General features: G+C 41.3%; 15 protein-coding genes. 6 read left to right on the forward strand and 9 right to left on the reverse strand.

Going from position 1 to position 20245, the window contains the following annotated elements; translation table 11 throughout:
• Positions 1-101: 101 nt before the first annotated feature.
• Positions 102-1040, reverse strand: coding sequence for a diguanylate cyclase (locus L3V23_RS01770; protein WP_237291843.1), 939 nt, complete (start codon positions 1038-1040; stop codon positions 102-104).
• Positions 1033-5832 (reverse strand): CHASE domain-containing protein, encoded by a 4800-nt coding sequence (locus tag L3V23_RS01775; RefSeq protein ID WP_237291844.1) that lies wholly within the window; start codon positions 5830-5832, stop codon positions 1033-1035. The genes L3V23_RS01770 and L3V23_RS01775 overlap by 8 nt, the downstream gene beginning before the upstream one ends.
• A 716-nt stretch (positions 5833-6548) precedes the next feature.
• Here L3V23_RS01775 and L3V23_RS21380 point away from each other — a divergent pair.
• A complete protein-coding gene (locus L3V23_RS21380; protein ID WP_276573986.1) occupies positions 6549-7847 on the forward strand; it encodes a PAS domain-containing methyl-accepting chemotaxis protein in 1299 nt (432 codons plus the stop codon).
• Positions 7848-7936: 89 nt separating this feature from the next.
• On the opposite strand, the gene arsB is transcribed toward L3V23_RS21380, so the two are convergent.
• From arsB to L3V23_RS01805, 4 genes are all read right to left on the reverse strand, one after another.
• Complete coding sequence (arsB, locus tag L3V23_RS01790; protein WP_237291845.1) at positions 7937-9001, reverse strand: ACR3 family arsenite efflux transporter; 1065 nt, start codon at positions 8999-9001, stop codon at positions 7937-7939.
• Positions 9002-9050: 49 nt separating this feature from the next.
• Entirely contained in the window at positions 9051-9389 is a 339-nt protein-coding gene (locus L3V23_RS01795) for a metalloregulator ArsR/SmtB family transcription factor (protein ID WP_237291846.1), read from the reverse strand.
• Positions 9390-9862: 473 nt separating this feature from the next.
• Positions 9863-11086 (reverse strand): aldose 1-epimerase family protein, encoded by a 1224-nt coding sequence (locus tag L3V23_RS01800; protein ID WP_237291847.1) that lies wholly within the window; start codon positions 11084-11086, stop codon positions 9863-9865.
• 282 nt (positions 11087-11368) lie between these two features.
• Positions 11369-12067 carry a GntR family transcriptional regulator gene (locus L3V23_RS01805; protein WP_237291848.1) on the reverse strand — a complete coding sequence of 233 codons (699 nt, stop codon included), beginning with the start codon at positions 12065-12067 and terminating at the stop codon, positions 11369-11371.
• A gap of 251 nt (positions 12068-12318) precedes the next feature.
• Between L3V23_RS01805 and L3V23_RS01810 the strand changes: the two genes are divergently transcribed.
• The 3 genes from L3V23_RS01810 to L3V23_RS01820 all read left to right on the forward strand — a co-directional run bounded on the left by L3V23_RS01810 (position 12319) and on the right by L3V23_RS01820 (position 16464).
• Positions 12319-13686 carry a sucrose-specific PTS transporter subunit IIBC gene (locus L3V23_RS01810; RefSeq protein WP_237291849.1) on the forward strand — a complete coding sequence of 456 codons (1368 nt, stop codon included), beginning with the start codon at positions 12319-12321 and terminating at the stop codon, positions 13684-13686.
• A gap of 53 nt (positions 13687-13739) precedes the next feature.
• On the forward strand, positions 13740-15128 hold the full coding sequence (locus L3V23_RS01815; RefSeq protein ID WP_237291850.1) for a GH32 C-terminal domain-containing protein: 1389 nt from the start codon (positions 13740-13742) through the stop codon (positions 15126-15128).
• 253 nt (positions 15129-15381) lie between these two features.
• A complete protein-coding gene (locus L3V23_RS01820) occupies positions 15382-16464 on the forward strand; it encodes an AraC family transcriptional regulator (protein ID WP_237291851.1) in 1083 nt (360 codons plus the stop codon).
• Here the strand turns inward: L3V23_RS01820 and L3V23_RS01825 are convergent.
• Both L3V23_RS01825 and L3V23_RS01830 read right to left on the reverse strand, forming a co-directional pair.
• Positions 16451-17479, reverse strand: a complete 1029-nt coding sequence (locus L3V23_RS01825; RefSeq protein WP_237291852.1) for an alpha/beta fold hydrolase — start codon at positions 17477-17479, stop codon at positions 16451-16453. The genes L3V23_RS01820 and L3V23_RS01825 overlap by 14 nt on opposite strands.
• 228 nt (positions 17480-17707) lie before the next feature.
• Positions 17708-18172 (reverse strand): HPP family protein, encoded by a 465-nt coding sequence (locus L3V23_RS01830; protein WP_042490148.1) that lies wholly within the window; start codon positions 18170-18172, stop codon positions 17708-17710.
• A gap of 98 nt (positions 18173-18270) precedes the next feature.
• Here L3V23_RS01830 and L3V23_RS01835 point away from each other — a divergent pair, with 98 nt between their 5' ends.
• Positions 18271-18849: a TetR/AcrR family transcriptional regulator gene (locus tag L3V23_RS01835; RefSeq protein ID WP_102966726.1), complete on the forward strand. Its 579-nt coding sequence runs from the start codon at positions 18271-18273 to the stop codon at positions 18847-18849.
• A 470-nt stretch (positions 18850-19319) separates the two neighbouring features.
• On the forward strand, positions 19320-19559 hold the full coding sequence (locus L3V23_RS01840; protein ID WP_237291956.1) for a hypothetical protein: 240 nt from the start codon (positions 19320-19322) through the stop codon (positions 19557-19559).
• A 311-nt stretch (positions 19560-19870) separates the two neighbouring features.
• Here L3V23_RS01840 and L3V23_RS01845 read toward each other — a convergent pair whose 3' ends face one another.
• Entirely contained in the window at positions 19871-20245 is a 375-nt protein-coding gene (locus L3V23_RS01845; RefSeq protein WP_237291853.1) for a hypothetical protein, read from the reverse strand.

The following is a 20245-nucleotide window of genomic DNA, read 5'->3' on the forward strand; positions in this document are numbered from 1 at the left end:
AAGAGGAGTGTTAACTCACTCTAATACGCAGATTCTTTTTACTGACGCAAAACACTCAGTATCTATCAGTTTAAAACCTCTATTTTTTCCTAGTGTAACGATTACACTTCCAACGCTTGGTAGGAATATCGATTACGTCCATCGTGTTTGGATTGATATAAAGCTTTGTCTGCGGCGCTGACAATATCAAGAGGGGTGACAGAACTAAAATCACACTGCATAGGATCTAACGTCGAATAGCCAACAGACACAGTTACGATTGGGTAGATAGCTTCCGGTGCGTGCTTAATCGCTAAATCAGCAATTGTAGACATTAAGCTACCGATGAGAACTTCGGCTCCTTTTTTATCCGTGTTTGGCAAGATTAGAGTAAACTCTTCGCCGCCAAAACGTGCAGCAAAATCCGCAGGACGTTTGGTAATTTTGTTCAATCCCCGTCCAATCGCTTTTATACAGTCATCCCCTTCCACGTGGCCGAAATAGTCGTTGTATTTCTTAAATTCATCGATATCTATCATCACAATAGATAGAGGTTCTTGTTGCCTGCGCGCACGCCTAAACTCGATATCTAATTGTTCATCAAATGCCAGCCTGTTAGCTAACCCTGACAAACTGTCTGTATGTGCCAGCTTGTTCAGTTGCACAAGGGCTTTATGATAAGCAAGGTGCGTTTGCACTCTAGCAGCGACGACGCGCGGTTTTAGTGGCTTAGTGATAAAGTCGGAAGCACCTGCATCAAATACTTTCTCCTCAAAACCTGCTTCTATCTTACTGGTAATAAAAAGCACCGGAATACTCGCGGTCGCCATATCTTCTTTAAGCATTATGCAGAGCTTAAGACCATTGATGTCTGGAAGCTCTACATCCAACAAAATTAAGTCTGGGCGAGTTTCACTGACCATCTCCAAAGCTTGAGAAGCCGTCGAGGCAAAACGAATTCGACCAACGTCTTGCAACACTTTATGTAATGCGATAACGACGGAACTGTCGTCGTCCACAATAAGGATCTCTGGAATGTTTTCTTCCGACAGCTTATCCATTATCTTTCCTTGAACTGAGTACAAAAGGCTCTAAGACCTCTTTAGCCTGTGTGAAATTCAAACGCTTTGTTGAATCCAGTAACGAATTGAACTTATCGCGTCCTAACAGATTGAATAAATGTTCTTTTTCTTCTTCAACCAATGTTAATGCATTTAAGTCTTGTTCGTTAAACATTTTCAATAATTCTATGGCGGCATCTAGTGAGGCTTCATTGTCAATCGTTGAAGGAACGATCGAGATTTCCTGACTTTGCTTCCATTGCATGATTGCCGCTTTAGAAGCCGCATTTAGCTCTTTAAGTTCTGATACCAGCTCCTGCATGATATTTTCTGCGTTTGTGTCTGGCTCCCTTAAGGTATTTTCAGCGGATGAAGCAAGCGTATGGAGCCGCTGCGCACCAACCATACCGGCTGAACTACGTAATTTGTGCGCTTGTGCGGCCAAACTCTCGCGAGTCTCGGGATTATCTAGACTATCGGCACCGATAGCTTTATCCGACAATAAGTTTTCATTGTCTTCCAGCAGATGCTGAAGCGTATTAAAAAACAGTTCTTTATTGTTCATTAACAGCTGTTTAGCTTCTGCTAAATTTAACCCCTTAATCGCTGGCCAGCTGTCTTCCGATTGTAAAGGCATATCAATAGAATCTGCTTCAATACTCGTTCCAAGCGGTTTCGATATATGAGTTCTCAACACACTGATTAACTGTGCCGGACTAATAGGTTTGGTTAAGAAATCGTTCATTCCGGCCTCGAAAGCACGTTTGCGTTCTTCAACCAAAGCTCCTGCCGTTAACGCTATGATAGGAAGTTCCGTCATACCAAGAGATTGACGGATGTGTTTCGTAGCAGAAAGTCCATCCATAACCGGCATTTGTACATCCATTAAAACAGCATCGTAATTTGACGAATCAGCTTCCAACTTATTAATGGCTGTGTCGGCACTATTCGCGGTCTCTACATCTGCTCCCGCTTGAGTCAGAAGATACTTCGCCACTTCCAAGTTTGTTTCACTATCGTCAACCACCAAAATGCGCGAGTTGCTCAGCCATTTTGCTTTTATTTGAGCTGTCGTCGTAGCGCTCAAAACACGCTCAATATCACCCGTAAAACGACAAACCGTATCATTCACCGCATCAAATAGGGTCGATGCAGACACTGGCTTTTGCAGTGTATAGGCGATCAAAGGATTATCATCAAACTGGCCTAATTGCTGTTTTTCAATGTCTGAAACCATGAGTACGGCTGGCAGTGTATCTTTTTCGATTTGATGAGCTAACTTCTCTAGTGTTTGAACACCATCAAGATCGGGCATTTTCCAATCAACAACTAAAGCATCCGGTAGACGCAAACCATGCTCTTGCCTTTCAATAAAGAGTTCGACAAGCGCGTTCCCGTCATTCACTAGATCTGCTCGCCATCCTAGTGAGCGAGTAAGTGACATAATCTGCTTAGCATCTTGTTCATCATTTTCAGCCACGATGAGATACAACATTTGCTGATTTTGTAATCCGGCTAACTCAATTTCATCAGCAGAAATCACCGAGAAAGGAATATCAACCCAAAATGTAGAACCTTTACCCTCCTCGCTTTTTACGGCAATTTCCCCTTCCATAAGTCCAACAAGCTGACTTACGATAGATAGCCCCAATCCAGTTCCGCCATATCGTCTTGTGGTACTTGCATCCGCTTGTGAAAAAGGTTTAAAAAGTCGTGATATGTTTTCTTGTGATATCCCCACACCAGAATCAGTAACAGAAAAACGCACAATGGCTTGAGGTTTATCATCAATAACTTTCGTATCTTTCAGTTCAACGTTAAAGCTGATCTTTCCGATATCAGTAAACTTGAGGGCGTTACTCAGTAAATTATTCAAGATTTGCTTCAACCGTAACGGGTCAGCTTCTATCCAATCGGGCAAATCACGTGATAGTACTAAAGCAAATTCAATCTTTTTCTGTTCTGCTTGAATAGTAAACACGCCGCTGATTTCGTCAGAAAAATCGCGAAGATTAACCGGCAGTAACTCTAAAGACATCTCATCCGCTTCAATTTTGGACAAGTCCAACACGTCATTGACTATTCCTAATAGTGACTTGCCCGAAAGGCTTATTTTATCTATCAGTAGACGCTGTGTTTCTGTCAGTGATTCGTCGGCAAACATATGAGTTAACCCGATGATCGCGTTAAGAGGTGTCCTTATCTCATGGCTAGTATTCGCCAGAAAAGCGCTTTTAGCACGTGTTGCATTCTCTGCTTCTTGTAGCGCCACCTTCAGTTCTTTTTCTATTCTGAGTCTTTCAGTGATATCTCGAAGCGAAACGGAAACAAGCAAATCATCTTCCATAGGAACCGCACTTAAACTAATTTCCACAGGAAACTTTTCACCAGTGCCTTTTAATGCAAATAGCTGTCGAGAGGGAGCCATACGACGATTTTCAGGGTTATTCATGTATGCATTTAAATACATACTGTGCGCTCCCCTAAATTCTAGTGGGATGAGTTGATCAATCGAATTATTCTCAAGTTGACTCCTCGACAAACCAAACACTTTCTCAGCTTCCGCGTTTACCATTTTGACGATGCCAGTTTGATCCACAATCAAGGTGGCTTCAGGGGAGGACTCCAATAGTGCTTTAAATCTTGATAATTCTTTGGTTTGTTGACGTTGTAACTGGTGATTCCATTTCTCGCGCTGTGACACCAAAGCGCTCATCCAAAGCCAATATTGAATCACAACGCTCACAAAAACGAATATTAGAATGGCAAAAAATAACACTATAAATTGCCAGGAAATACGAATGATAAATGGCAGTTTAGTGCTCGTTGTATAGATATTGAGATGTCTGGGCGACGTGGTAGTGTCTAAATTGAACATTGAATCAACAGCCCAAATATCGCCACTATTGCCTGCATATTCATTGGCTCCGGTGATCGCCAATATTGTCGGCTCTACAGGGAGAAATTCATTACTCCACTTGACCGGATTACCGTTCTCAAACGCAAAGGATTGGCTCGGTTCAGGATGTACAATAAAACTCCCGTCACTGTTCGTAATGTAAGATTGGAGATGAGCGATATTCCCCAAAGTAATCTCATCTAAAATTGCAGTGGCGTTCAGGTTAATAATGATGAGACCAAATGGTTTCCCATCTTTAAAATACAAAGGTGTTGAAAACCGCCAGACAGGACGATGAGGGGTTTCAATGACTCCATATTCTCTATTGAGATTGATATCAGACACATAAACCTTACTGCCTCCCACACTCAACGTTTGTGATATATAAGGCTCTGAACTTTTATCCTGTAAATCAGCGTCATTAAAGACAATAAGACTGCTGCCTTCTCTTTGTACTTTTACCTGTTCTTTCCAATTATTTTCTTCGGTGATAAGTCTTACTTGAAATACTTCTTGAGATGTCTGCATGTAAGCTTTGAATATCTCTGTCATACGCTCTCGCCACAGCTCTTTCAACGCACGCCCAACCAATGGCATATCCTGACTTTCCATTTGTAGCATTGCTATAACTGGCGGAGTATTGGCTAAAAAGAGCGTGTCACGACTATATTGTGCGGCTATTTCTTCAAGGTTTGACTTCACTTCATGATTATTACGAGAAAGTTCATTTGCTAAGTCTGATTTTTGCCTCTCCAACATTTGCCAGCTGATTAATAAAAACACCGCTAACATAGTGACGATTGCTGACGGCCAAGTTTTTCTTACGTTCGAACTACGCAAGAAGTGCAAGACGCTTTGAACACCACGATATGCTTCACGGTTTTCATCAAAATCGTCCCCTGCATTTGTGCGCAAAAAATTAACGCTCAGAACTAACAGCAAGGTCAGCCCCATACCAATGATAATAACCCAGTGAATGTCCCAGCGATTGGCCATGTAAGCCTCATCATTCGGAACAATTTCTAATTTCCACTCCTGCCCCATAACGTTGATTACACGTACCATTTTGTCTTCTAAATGGTAGTTCGAACCATGACCATCACTAATATAAAACGGTGTTGATTCATTTTGGTTACTCAGTTGGACTTGTGCATGGTCTATAACCAAAGATAAACCGGCCAATACGTCATCAATGATCAAAGGAGCATACGACCAACCGACTACATTTTGCTCCCTAGCCTCTGGGGTTTGCATGGTGAAATCGTTTGGAAAGATAGGCAGCATAATTAACACACCGCGTCGGGCTTTTTTGTCAGCCTGTACCAGCGTAATGGGCTCACTCAAATACGCTCGGTTTTCTCTTGCAGAAGCTAGTGCTGCATTTCGGCGGTTTGTTTCAGAGCCAATATCAAGCCCTATGGCTTGTTTGTTCGGAGCAATAGGATAGATGTATTGAATAATGAAACGATCACCATCATGAGGATTCAATGAGCGAACTGAAAAATCCGGCATACCATCCTGCCGAGCCATTTCGAGAAAACGTTGTTCTTCCTTGACCGGCACTCGTCTAATAAAGCCAAATCCAAGTGCACCCGGAAACTCTCTGGTGATATCACGCGTCCCAATATAGCTTTCAAATTGCTTACGAGTGATTTTATCTGGTCCCGCTGTGACAACGGAACCACGAGCGCCCCTCAATCCATATTCGTACAGAGCAAAACGCTCCTGAATAATTGATTCGGCTTGCGTCATAAGCAACTCTATATGAGCTTTATCATCCTCTTGGTTTTGGGAGTGCAGCAGTATTGCAATTAATGCCGTAAGTAATGTACCCGCACACAAAGGAAGCCAAATAGATAAAAAACGGAAAGTTTTGGTCAGAGAAAATTTCATAAGGAGTAGCCCAATTCAATTTCTTCGGCTGAAACAGACCGAAATAGCGTTCTCTCTGACGTGGAATCACGCCAATGGCTTTGAACTGACCTTTCAAGTGGCGTGGTGTGAAAATCGACTTCGCCATCAAGCAAACAAAAGAGTCGTTGTTCAATTGAATCATCAACCAATAATATTCTAGGTAAAGACTTACCGACTGAGAACATGCTCTCTCCTTCTGCTAGGCACGCGCAAACCAATGAAAACGCATCACTCAACATGCCATATGTTAAAAGTGTAGTTTAGAAAAACTGTATAGCCTGAATTCGGTTAGCTAAGCCAATTCGATCAGATAAATAACAACGCCGTTTTGCAATGCGTTATTAGATAGATGGCAGAACCAACATTAACAAATGTTCAAAAGCTGACAAAGAAAGATTAACCGTTAAACGGTCTACTTACACACCTCTGAAACATTTGTACAACATTTAAAACTCACCTTTACAACAAGTGGCACATCGATTGCTCAGATAGATAGCGCGCAATATATTTTTAAGGCTTATGCAAAGGCGCAGCTCTTTTTCCTACTCCTGTTAGTAAATTGGTTAACGATTTAAGTCTCTTTAGATAAGTGGTTTATATGGCTAACTAAATACGGTATCTCTCACAACGCCTTAACTATTAAGCAGTTGCGCTTGAGAGGAACTCATTATGTTGTTCACATTAACGGGGTATATATGTTTGGTAGAAAAACAAAATTAGCATTGCAAAATGCAAATGAAGAAATTGCAAAACGCGATTCGCTTTTATCTTCAATTCAAAATAGTGTGGCTGTAATCGAGTTTACTCCAAGTGGAAAAATCATTTCAGCTAACTCTCTATTTCTTGATGTGGTTGGCTATCAACTCAGCGAAATTGCAGACAAGCATCATTCCTTGTTCTGTAGTGAAAACTACAGTAAATCAAAGGAATACTCGCAATTCTGGAAAGATATCGCCAACGGAGTTCCTCAGTCAGGAGCTTTTGAACGCATTAATAAAAATGGCGAGACAATCTGGCTGGAAGCGACATATTTCCCAGTCAAACATTCAGGGAAAGTCGTCAAAGTGATGAAAATCGCTTCAGATATTACAAAACGACGTATTAAAGATGAGGCTCAAACCAACTTAATCAAAGCTTTGAATCGTTCTCAAGCGGTGATTGAGTTTGATCCTTCTGGAAAAATTCTTGATGCAAATGAAAACTTCCTGCAAGTCTTTGGTTACAAGCTAGAACAAATTAAAGGGCAACATCATAGAATGTTGTGTAACGATGATTTTTATATTGAAAATCCACGCTTTTGGGACGACCTAAATAAAGGGAGTTATAAATCTGGGCAATTTCTACGTAAAGATAAATATGGGAATGATATTTGGCTTGAGGCGACCTATAACCCTGTCATTGACCGTTTTGGCAAAGTAACTAAGATCATTAAATTTGCTACAAATATAACCACTCAAGTGAGTAAAAACTTAGCTGTTGCAAAAGCTTCAGAAGTCGCATTGTCCACTTCTGTAGAAACTTCGCAAATCGCTAAAGAAGGAGCTTCACTGTTAAATGATTCGGTAGCACTGTCGACACAAATTGCCGATGATGTTCGAGTTACAGTAGAAAAAGTCCAAATGCTGAATGTTCAATCTCAGAACATTTTTTCAATCGTATCAATCATTAATGGAATAGCGGAACAAACTAATTTACTGGCTCTGAATGCTGCAATAGAAGCAGCTCGTGCCGGAGAACAAGGTCGAGGATTCGCTGTCGTTGCTGACGAAGTTCGCTCATTGGCATCAAGGACCAGTAAGTCTACATCCGAGATTACCCATGTAATCACGGCAAACCAAAAATTGACTGAAGACTTAACTTCTGCAATGGAATCCGTGGTTGACACTTCCAGCAAAGGTAAAGACAAAATCACTGAAGTATCCGCGGTGATGGACGAAATATACCGTGGCGCAGAGAATGTTTCGAAAACGGTGATGCAACTGTCTGAAAGCTAAACATTGCTTCCATCAACCACCATAATTCCAACACCTAAGTTTGGACTTACGATTTCTGAATATCAGACCGTAAGTCCCTGCTAGGTCAATTAAGAATAGTATTTACGCTTCATTCTTAGGGCTACGTTAACTAATGCGATTAGCACAGGAACCTCTACCAAGGGACCAATAACACCGGCAAAAGCTTGATCAGAGTTTAAGCCGAACACTGCGATGGAAACAGCGATAGCAAGTTCGAAGTTATTCCCAGATGAAGTAAAAGCGATTGATGCGTTCTGATCGTAAGGAATACCTAATCGTTTTCCTAAGTAGAAACTCGCAAAAAACATCACCATAAAATAAATGATAAGTGGCACTGCTATTCTGAAAACGTCCATTGGCAACTCAATGATCATCTCGCCCTTTAGACTGAACATCAGCACTATAGTCGCCAAAAGCGCAATAAGTGTAATTGGTGAAATAAGAGGAATAAACACATCGTTGTACCACTGCTCACCTTTTGCAGACACCAACAACTTACGGCTTAAGAAACCAGCTAGGAATGGGATACCTAAGTAAATGAGTACACTCTGAGCAATATCCAGAATCGTCACATCCACAACAAAACTTTCCAGCCCAAAGTAAGGTGGTAAAACAGTTATAAACAACCACGCCATAAAGCTGTAAGTCACAATTTGAAATGCACTATTCAAAGCAACTAACGTCGCTCCATATTCTTTGCTACCGCCGCTGATATCATTCCACACCAAAACCATCGCAATACAGCGAGCGAGGCCAATAAGGATTACCCCTACCATATAGCCCGGTTGATCTCTCAGGAAAATGATGGCAAGGGTAAACATCAAAACCGGTCCGATAACCCAGTTCATAACTAATGAAAGTGTTATTGCTCTCTTGTCGCGAGTCACTTCTCCCAACAGGCTGTAATTCACTTTTGCTAAAGGTGGATACATCATTAAGATAAGGCCAATAGCCAGAGGAATATTCGTTGAACCCACAGACATAGTCTCGTTCCACTCAGCGACTTGAGGGAACAATACTCCAACGCCTACGCCGACAGCCATCGCAAGAAAAATCCACAGCGTTAAATACCGGTCCAGAAAACTCATTTTTTGGGAGGCACTGGCCTCCTCACAACCTACGATGTTACTCATAGAATCCCCTTCAAATTAAACTAATTTGTAAATATGTTTTGTACCGATATTAGCTAACCGAGCCATTTGAACATGACTTACTTTTGATACTGTCCAGCTCTAACTCAATTAGCGATAGATTGTTTTGCAATGTAAGCTCCAACACTTGTTTAACCCAAGGTTCTATATTTGGATTAACTCGGTAATAAACCCACTTTCCTCGACGTTCATCAAGAACGAGGTCATGTTTTCGCAACTCTGCAAGATGTCGTGAGACTTTCGGTTGACTAAGATTAAGCGCTTTCATCAGGTCACATACACACAACTCCCCCAGCTTCTGCATCAAAAGCATAGATTTAAGGCGAGTTTCTTCTGAAAGTGCTTTGTAGAGAGAGATTGGATAAGACATAAAAAGATTTCAGCTTCTATTACATACGAAATATCATATATGTGTTTTTCCATATATGTCAATTTTAAAAGCTAGATAATCTGGTCGCCACAAACAAGTATCCGTAGACTATCGTCCTAAAAAGGCACATAAGGCTTGATTAAAAACCTCTGGCTGATCCATTAAAGGTAAATGCCCAGCGTCTTGTATCCTAATGAGCTCCGCATTAGGTATTGTCTGGTTAGCTCTTTCACCATATGACTCAAAAGCAGAAATGCCTGTCATTTCATTGGCTATAAAGCCATAAGAACCTAGGTAAGAAAGGGAAAGAAGCACAGCCATTAAGGCATTTGTTCTGCGTAGAAGACTGATGCTGGAACAAGAATGAGCTTGTCTAGATCTGAGTTAGCAACACGGGGAATTATGAATGTCTAATTAGCTAAAATAGCAAAGGGGATACAAACTCCCCTCTGCATCAATGGAAGCACTATGGCTTACTGAACCTTACTTAGGTCGACGATTAGCTCATGCACTTGCTGCACTTTTTTACCATTCAGAAGTTTATTCACGTCTTTAACCGCACTATCCACTTCTGCTGAAGAAGACAATACCGTATACGTTAGATCAAAATGTTTGCTTTCTCCTGCATGAATCGTCGGGACTAGGCCCAGAGGACGTTGGAACTTGGTGTTGTAGGCGTAACTGGTACCAGGTTCAATTCCCGTAACATAACCTTGCTGTAAAGTATCTGTGTTTTTCCAAATCGTCAGGACTGGCAATTGGCTGGTATTGTATTGCATTGATACACCAAGGTTGCCCTCCTTGTTATGTAACACAGCTAATGTGTTTCCACTCTTATCTGCGACAGGTTTTAGATTGTAAACCATCTCATCATACCCTTTAGTTGGGCCTAGGTAAGTTTGCCAATCTTTCAAGCCTTTATCTGCGTAGCTATTAAAGGGAGAAATTTCACTGGCAGCGGCATACACTTTTGCACCTTTTTCTAATATTGGGCTGCCAAAGTTAGAGTGATAAATAATTTGGTATTCATCGTCATAATCAGATTTGTTGGTCAAAGTATCATTGAGCGAGAAGCTGTTTTCTCCAGGAGTAATAGAAAACGATGTTTTTGTTACTAGCTCTGCTTTTTTAAACGTTCTTTCCGACACTTCACCTTCAACCGTAATAGTATGCGGAGCCTCATCGTCAATAATGACTTTAATTGTCGAACTTGGCGTATTTTGAACTCGACCATGCAAGCTAAGTAGTTGACCATTGTCATCTACCCCTGGATGCCCCGTCCATTCATAACCACAACGCACCATCATTTCATTGAAGCCATCCAACCAACCGAGCCCGTTACGACTTTCCAAATCAATGTAGGCTGGGTTCACAATTTCTTTTACTGGCGAATCCCAGCCTAACACTCGTTTGCCATCTTTCTTAACGTCAAAAATCCCCATACCTCTGGTTGGTACTAAGGTCACTTCCAGCTCACCATTCTTTATGACAATAATGTCAACGCCTTCTTGCTTACCGCCATGTAAGCGCACTTTTTCTATGCTAAAAGGGATATTTCCAAAACCAAGTTTTTGGTTCGTAATTTCCCAATTTTCAACATAAGTATTCGTTGCGGTATCGGTTAGGGTAAATTCTGCTGCTGTAGCATAAAGCGGTGCAACCAAAGTAAGAGCTGCAACAAGTGGTTTTATTTTCATAGTTTGATCCTTTAAATAATTTTTCTGACATTTAAGCTGAATCGTTTCAGCTATCAAAATTGCAGACAAAAGATTTAGGATCAAAGTGCTGAACAAATAGATGTGATTCAGTTCATCGAACTGGTCACTTTTTAGCCTATTAATGTTTGATGAATCACGTTCAGCACTAACTGATTGATTTATAAATAGTAATATAACGACGTTGAAATGTTATTTTTTAGAATCGAATGTATACCTTGGGTAATAGTCAAAAACTTAGGGTCTATGGCTCTGCAATAGACGTTAGCGTTTTAAATAATGCTGATACGTGTATTTTTCCGGATTTAGGCTTGTTCTCGTATACTCAAAAACCCTTCCATCTTTCAGTTTTCCAACTGAATGGATACGAATCAGAGGTCGATCTGGCGACACATCTAACGCAGCGCAAATATTTTCGTCCGGCATGATCGCTTCAAAATCTTGAATTGCTCCGTCAATTTTAAAACCCAAATCTTGTTCTAAATATTTGTATTTAGAGCCTTCAAGCGAAAGAAGATTGATTTGTGGGAACAAGGCAACAGGCATATAGGAGTCTTCGTAAATCGACGGGATATCATCGATCAACTTAATACGACGGATAAAATACACCTTTTCTGAAGGAGCTATTTTTAAGAAATTGGCTATTTTTTCATCCGGAGACATCAACTGAAACTCCACAACCTTATAAACCAAACGCTTATCCGAATCCGCAAGCATTTCTTTGGTAGTGACCAGGTTCGACATGGAATTGGCCATCGCTTTACTGATCACGCTGGAACCTGAACCTTGGCGTGTTTCGACCAATCCAAGTTTAACAAGCTCATCAATCGCCTTGCGTACCGTACTCCGGCTAACTGAATAGTGTTCAATCAGTTCTTTCTCTGTCGGCAAGGAATCTCCAATTTGTAACTCATCCGAATCAATACGAGCCTTTAGATCCAGCATTACTTTCTTATACAGCATGATTTCCCCTTTGTTTGTTGCCAATAATTATTACATACAAAAGATACAAATCAATAACCAATTTAGTTTTATAAAACCCAAACGTCCTTCTCATCACCACTCAAAAGTTGTCATTAATTTGTATCTATAAAAATAAATTGATCACGATCTCTATTCTGTTAAGATCAATTTGTTATTTATTTGTCATTATGAATAATCACCAAAGCAAACATCATTACTAAACCAAAAAGAAACAAAAATACGGTGGTCATATGAACATAGAGAAGATATCCAGAGACTTGATTCCCTTATTGGGAGGGAAAGAGAACATTAGTAGTGCCGCTCATTGTGCCACTCGATTGAGACTTGTCCTCGTTGATGATAGTCAGTTAAACCAAGCAGAAATCGATAACGTTGAAGGTGTTAAAGGTTGTTTTGTCAACGCCGGACAAATTCAGATCATCTTTGGGACAGGGCTAGTCAACAAAGTGTATGCGGAATTTGTTTCCCAGATCGGTTTAAGTGAAACATCGAAGGCTGAGCTCACTAATATCGCGACACAAAAGTTGAATCCGTTTCAGCGCATAGCCCGACTTCTATCAAACATCTTCGTACCTATTATTCCGGCTATAGCATCAGCAGGTCTGCTAATGGGATTGCTTGGCCTTGTTCGTTCCAATGGCTGGGCAGCACCAGACAGTGCATTATTTATCATGCTCGATATGTGCAGTTCCGCTGCATTCATTATTTTGCCGATCCTGATTGGTTTTACCTCCGCTAAAGAATTTGGCGGTAACCCGTTCCTAGGTGCGGTTTTAGGCGGCATTCTGACTCATCCAGCGTTAACTAATGCCTGGGGAGTGGCTTCCGGCTACAACACCATGGACTTTTTCGGCATTGATGTGGCTATGATTGGCTATCAAGGAACGGTCTTTCCAGTGCTACTCGCCGCTTGGTTTATGAGCAACGTTGAAAAGCAGCTGCGCCGTATTGTTCCTGATTCTATCGAACTTATCGTCACCCCTTTTGTTACGGTCATCTTAACGGGTTTTGTCGCGTTGTTGTTTATAGGTCCTGTCGGCCGAGCTCTCGGTGATGGCATCACTCTCTCACTCAGCTTTATCTATGAACACATTGGCTGGCTTGCTGGATTTTTGTTTGGCGGTACCTATTCAATGATTGTCATTACTGGTATCCACCACAGCTTCCATGCCATTGAAGCGGGCCTGCTAACCAACCCTGAAGTGGGAGTAAACTTCCTGTTACCTATCTGGTCGATGGCTAACGTGGCACAAGGTGGCGCATGTCTTGCGGTAGCATTTAAAGCAAAAGATACCAAAGTTAAGGCCATCGCCGTTCCAGCAGGCATCTCCTGTATGTTGGGCATTACAGAAGCGGCTATCTTCGGTGTGAACTTACGTTATGGAAAGCCATTCGTTGCAGCACTTATTGGCGGTGCTTTGGGCGGTGCATACGTAGTATTAACCAAAGTCGGCATGACAGCGGTAGGAATGACGGGTATTCCGGGCATGGTTATTACGCAACCAGGTAGCTTGGTGAACTATATTATCGGCATGTGCATCGCCTTTGGAGGCGCATTTGTTATTTCTTACCTCATCTCTGCGGTTAACAAAAAATAATCACGACTCATTCGTTTTCACTTTGCAATATAGATATAAGAAGAGATTTGTTTATGTATAAGATTTTTTATCAACCCGAAGGCCACTGGTTTGGCGACTGCATGCCCTATTGCGAAGATGGTGTGTTTTATCTTTACCACCAGCGCGATACTCGTAACCCAGGCCCGATGGGTGAACCTTTTGGCTGGTCACTTTGTACCACATCAGATTTTCGCCACTATCAAGAACATGGCACGGCGATAGAACATGGTTCAAATGATGATCAAGACCAATACATCTATGCGGGCAGCGTGTACCAAACCGCCCAAGACACCTATACCGCTTTCTATACCGGTGCTAATAAAATTTTCAAAAAGAAAGGCATTCCTTCACAAAAGCTCATGCAGGCGACTAGCCATGATTTAATTAACTGGCAAAAGAATGGCAATGCAGAACAGATCGTTCCACAAGAAGGCTACGACGTATTTGCTTGGCGTGACCCGTTTATTGTCTGGAACGATGAGAAAGAAGAGTATTTGCTGGTGCTCGGAGCCAGAGCCCCAGGTGATAACAGAGAACGTACCGGTCGTTTGGTTTCTTTTACCAGTAAAGATATGAACAAGTGGGACTTTCAAGGAGACTTCTGGTATCCAGGATTGTTCACCATGATTGAAATGCCGGAGCTATTTAAAATTGGCGAGTGGTGGTATCTGATTATTTCTGAGTTCAGTGACAAGAACAAAATGATCTATCGAATGAGTCGAAGCCTCGATGGTCCTTGGATTGCACCTCATGACGATGCTTTTGATGGCAGAGCATATTATGCCGGCCGTACAGCGACAAATGGCACCAATCGTATTCTTTTCGGATGGGTTCCAACAAAAGAAAATGATGACGATTTGGGCAATTATGAATGGGGAGGCACTTTCGTTCCTCAAGAAGTTTACCAACGACCAGACTACTCACTGGGCGTAAAACCGGTTAAATCTGTGCTGGATGCATTCTGCGTCAAGACAGCATTGGCAGATGTCCATTTACAAACCATTGATACCCATAAAACACAAGTTCTCACTGAGAACAGTTCAACCTGTTTCACTCTTGAAGCAACGGTGAAAATTGCAGAAGGTACTCGTGGGTTCTCTATTTTCATCTATGGGAATGAACTCGAAGAAGCGTATGAATACCGTTTTTCACTCAACGAAAAACAGCTTACTTTCGACAAAACACCGAACTGGCCTTGGTTCCAGTATATGAATAAGGGATTGGATCGACCAATTAATCTACAAAATAATACCGAATACAAACTGTCTATCATCGTTGATGACGATATCGCAGTTCTGTACATCAACGGCACGGCACTGAGTGTTCGAATGTATCAAAAACCGGGCACAAAACTTAGTTTCGGCGTCACAGACGGTGACATCGAGTTAACTAATATTGTGCTGTCCAAACTGGAACAATAACAACTAACAGTGATGGTCATCTGACAGCCGGATGACCATCTAAATTTAAGTTTGTTTTAATACATTTCAGCAGCTTGACATCAGAATAGAACAGATTGATATGACTCACTTCTGAACTAACTTTCTTCATCCTATCATCGTATACTTAACCGCCATTTTAAAATGACATACTCTTCAACAAAGCATTTTAGTTATTAATGTTATTTTTATTGCGCGAGCCACAAGTAATGTACGTAGAAAGGGTTAATTCTGTATGTTAAGTATTCCATTACCATTTGTTGCTGCCTTTCTACTGTTTCTAGTTATTGTCGTATTGAGGCTGAAAGCACCTAATCATTGGAAAAAACCAATAGGCTTTATTTTTCTCTGTATCATCACCATGACAGTCGTTGGGTTACGTTGGACAATGGATTACCCTTTTCTACGCGCTATTCAACCTATCTTAGGTGCCTGTTTACCTGTTACTGCTTGGCTTTCTTTTTCAAAGGCACACCGGCATTCTTCTAGCTACTTTCTTCATAGCTTAGGGCCGCTTATCGTTGCACTATGCTCACTCAGCTATCCCTATTTGTGGCCCAATATCATTGATTATTTGGTTCCGTTATTGTCCTTATTTTATGGATTAAGCCTTATAAAATCGTCTTTTTCTCCAGCCGAAGAAGTTTCATTAAATCAATTAACGCAGGTTTCAATTGCTGAACGAGCTACCGGACTGCTATTAATTATCTCAGCTTTAACTGACAGCGCTATATCCTATGACTTTTTTGCTTCTTCAGGGGTGCATACACACTTAATACTATCGGTCAGCTATCTTATCCTGATACCTGCTATTGCTAGTATGGTTATTTTTGTCAGCATATGTACCCCGATTCAATCAGGTGAAGTGGCAACTGAACAACAGGAAAGTCAACAAAACAGAAAAGAACAATCTGAAGTAGCTCTGCAAGAAATAACAAGTTTGAATGAAGATGAAACATCGCGCATTTTGAGTCAATTCGAGACACTAATGACCGAGCATGAAGTCTTTAAAGATGCCAACCTGACACTAAGTAAAATAGCCAGAAAGCTAGTTATTCCCGCCAGAAAAATATCAGCATCGGTAAATCATACATACGGTGAGAACATCTCAAAAGTCATTAACAATTACAGAATTAATCACGCTAAAGATTTGTTAGTCAGCAGTGATATGCCGATCACTGATATTTATCTGAGCTCCGGCTTCCAAACTAAGTCTAATTTTAATCGGGAATTTTCAAGAATCACTGGGCAAACGCCCAGTGATTATCGTCAAACCAATTCAGTCAACACAACGGTACCTCAAATTAATCCGGACTAAGTAAGAAAGTTAAAACATCACTAAAGATCTGCTGGTGGAGATCGCTACGTTTAGAGCCCTTTCCATCTTTACATATCACACCGTCGCCAGGTACCTCCTCTTCAAGCAGAGAGACAGCCCCTTGTTTACAAAGTTGGATGAAACTAAAGTGCGTTGCCTGTTCATACACTTTATATCTCCTCAATGATAAAGGTAGATGCTCAGCGAGATAACCAGACTCCAGAGCCTGTGGCAAATCGCCAATATCAATGCCCGCAGCGAGAACTAATACCGGATGATGAACGGCGTTAAGGCTTGAAGGTAAGAAGCTTCTGGCCATACCTAGGTCAAGACTAACAACTCGCTTTATCCGTGAGTCATACAATGTTCCAGATGCTGGCTCATTTTCCTGAGCTTCTTCCAAGCCCAGTTCATTCGCGAGGCCACAAGTTCTAGGCCCGGGATAAAGTGAGCACTGTTGTTTAAATATTTGACGATCAAATACTGCGCCTGCAAGTTGCATAACTGTCCAACCACCAAGCGAATGACCTACTGCAGAGATGTCACTACGATTGATGCCATTTTTCCATTGCTCATTCGATAGCAGATAATCTAAGACATGCGAAATATCTAGAACTCTTAACCACCACTTAGCGGCCTTTGCCGGTGCATGATCAAATGTGGTTGTCCCCGGATGGTCTGGTGCTGCAACAATATATCCCTTGTGTGCAAGAGCTGATGCAAGCCAGTTGAGATTTCTCCAGTTTCCTCGATATCCATGAGAGAGTAGAACAACTGGAGCCGATTTAACGTCAATAGTCGCGTTTTTTATTACCTGAGTGCCGATGAAAGCTGGGTTTTCGCCAGCAGTTACAAGCGGGCCCACTTGGTGAGTTGGATACCAGATTGCAACAGATAGCGGCCGATTCGGTTCTGTAGTAATGATTACTTGCTTAAAACCAATATTTTGTGCAGATGCATTGTTCAAAAATAATAGAAATAGTAAAAATGGCGAAACTACCCACTTTAAGTTCATGACTCACTCCATAATGTTATAGACACATTTCGAAATCAGCATAAGCAAAACTTAGGTGCTCCGAGTCCTAGAACATGATCGAGGACTTCCTCAATCGCGATATTGGACAATTTATCCAATCGAATATCACTTTCGTCTCGTCAATGAAGGAACGAAGGTGAGTCAGTCCATAAGCAGAACAGGAACTCGCCTAAACCTCAGATTTGGTTATCTTTGTACTATTGGCTATCAAAACTGGGAATTATTTAAAATCCATCTCTGCCTTACAATCCCAACGCTTTTGCCAACCAATACAATAACGACAGCCCCAATCAGAACTGGACTAATCAAAAATCCCCAGCTTTGTCCCGACAACATAATTAGCAGTGGATTAGCGCCCGCTGGTGGATGCGTTGTTTTCGTTACCAGCATCAGACTAACCGCTATTCCTGTGGCCAAAGCTAGCCATATAGGCGACACGCCAACAAACTGAACAAAAAACACCCCAACGAAAGCCGTTAGCAAATGTCCTAGAATTACGTTTTTTGGCTGAGCCAATGGGCTATCTGGAACGCCAAACACCAGCACCGTGGTCGCACCAAATGGCGCCATCAATAAAGCGATGTCGTAAAAAGTATGATCAAAATAAGACAATGTACCGATAGCAATACTTGCTCCAACCCCTGCAATAATTGACAAAATAATACTGTTCATATGTAGTTGCACTCCTTTTAGTAGACCACTCTGTCTACATTTATAAAATAGACAGAGTGGTCTACTTATGTCAACATAGTTTTCAAAGGAGCGTGCATATGAGTAAAAAACGTCAGATATTAGTCGATACAGCGTTAGAGCTTTTTTATCGAAACGGAATCAATACCATAGGGATCAATGAAATTCTGAAATCCGCTGGTGTGGCGAAAAGAACGTTGTATACGGATTTTGATAGCAAAGAGGCGCTGATATTAGCGGCTTTACACCAACGTCATAAACGTTTTATTGACTGGCTAGAAAGCAAGCTTTCCGATTCAGACTCTGATGCCCGTGTCATCGAAAACTTATTCAAGTCGTTAGCCAGTTGGTTTGATAATCAAGAACCTGCGTTGGGAGATTTCAGAGGGTGTTTTTTTATAAATACATCCGCAGAATTTAGCGATACTAGTTGTGAAATTTCTCGTTTCTGTAACCAGCACAAACTGCAAGTACGCCAAGTAATTCAAAGGCATCTTCACAGCAAAGATCCGATATTATTAGAATCAATATGTGTGCTAAAAGAAGGAGCCATTACCACGGCATATATGAGTGGTGATAACCACACAGTGATAGCCCATTGCCTTGAGATATTAAAAGTACTTCAAGAACGCTTGAACCAACAAGTTCAAAGTAAATAAGAGATAGGCTTGTATTCTGACGAGTTACGTTAGGATAGATGAATGCTGATTGAGAATGAAAAAAGAGATTTGCGTGTTTTAGATGTGATACGTGCAACATAAGTCAGCATAACCGCGCACGTACGATCAATGAGTTATAGTCAAAATTGCAATATATAACAGCATAAAATTGCAGCATAACTTAGCAAATTTTTACTTTAACCCAAATGCAGCGTAAGAAACTTTCCTACACTACAGGCATGAGTTGCCAAGTTGTCTATGCTGGCTCTATATCCTTCTCTATATAACTTAACAAGTATTAACTTAAGCTCGCTTAGTAACAAAGAGCTTCCGCGGATAATTTGCTGTTTTGATTTGAGGCAGAAGGTGATGGATAAGCTCAATGAAGCTATGCAGTTGGTATGACATATCCAGCAAATAACCCCAACGGTCAAATATCAATCTTTGCTTGCTTATAGCTTGGCTCAATGATGATAAATGGCTTTTTACTCATCACGGTTAGGTTAGCTCTCTCTATCTCTAAATCTACAGTATTTTCTGGTGGAACACTGGGCGGTAACCCATCCGCAGATTCGGGAGCCGTCAACGTCAGTGTCAGTGTAGGCAAATGTACTCAATACAAAATGGATGTGAAAGCGGCGCAGCAGAAAGGTAAGGACGTAGCGAGCATCACCGTTCCTGAAGGCTGTGACGCAATCAAAGAAAAGTAATGCCACCATCAGCAGTAAAAACGACAATGGGGAGCAATCACGCTCCCCACTTTTTTGTCTCAATGCACTGATTTTAAGGTATATGTTTTGTATAAAAACGTGGTATCAACCCAAATCACAGCCTAATACCGCAGGGTTTAACAATATGTTCCCGTGGCTGATACGGTTGGAAATTGCTGTTTTTGGTGGCGAGAAAGGGTTCTGTGGGTGTAATGGGTGGTTCTGGGGAATGGGGAGCCACTCGGGTGAGTGGCGTGATATAAAAAGCATGTCACTACAATAGGTTAAATAAACTTCCGTTAATTAACACCTCAGTAATTCTCTTTATAACGACTATATTTCGCTATCCATCCATCCTCTGTGTACATTTCACCGCTGAGTCCATCACTTATTGTGTGAATGTTCACGGCGTTATTTTCATCATTGCAAGTGAGAGTGATCTGATCACCCGATTGTTCTATCATCCACAGTAGATTATGTAGAACATCGTCAACAGAGCTAACCACGACTTCTCTTACAAGCGATAATTGCTCATCGTCTAGCTTGGATAATTTACTATTCAGATCTTGAGCTGATTTAGACCTAATTTTCCCTTGAGCAATCATCTCATATTTTTCAATCGCTTCATCTCTGACTTCACTCATTAAAAGCTTGCCAAAGCTGTCTAACAAATCTTTATTTGTCAC

The sequence above is a fragment of the Vibrio sp. A1-b2 genome (assembly GCF_021726015.1).
Classification (GTDB): Bacteria; Pseudomonadota; Gammaproteobacteria; order Enterobacterales; family Vibrionaceae; genus Vibrio; species Vibrio diazotrophicus.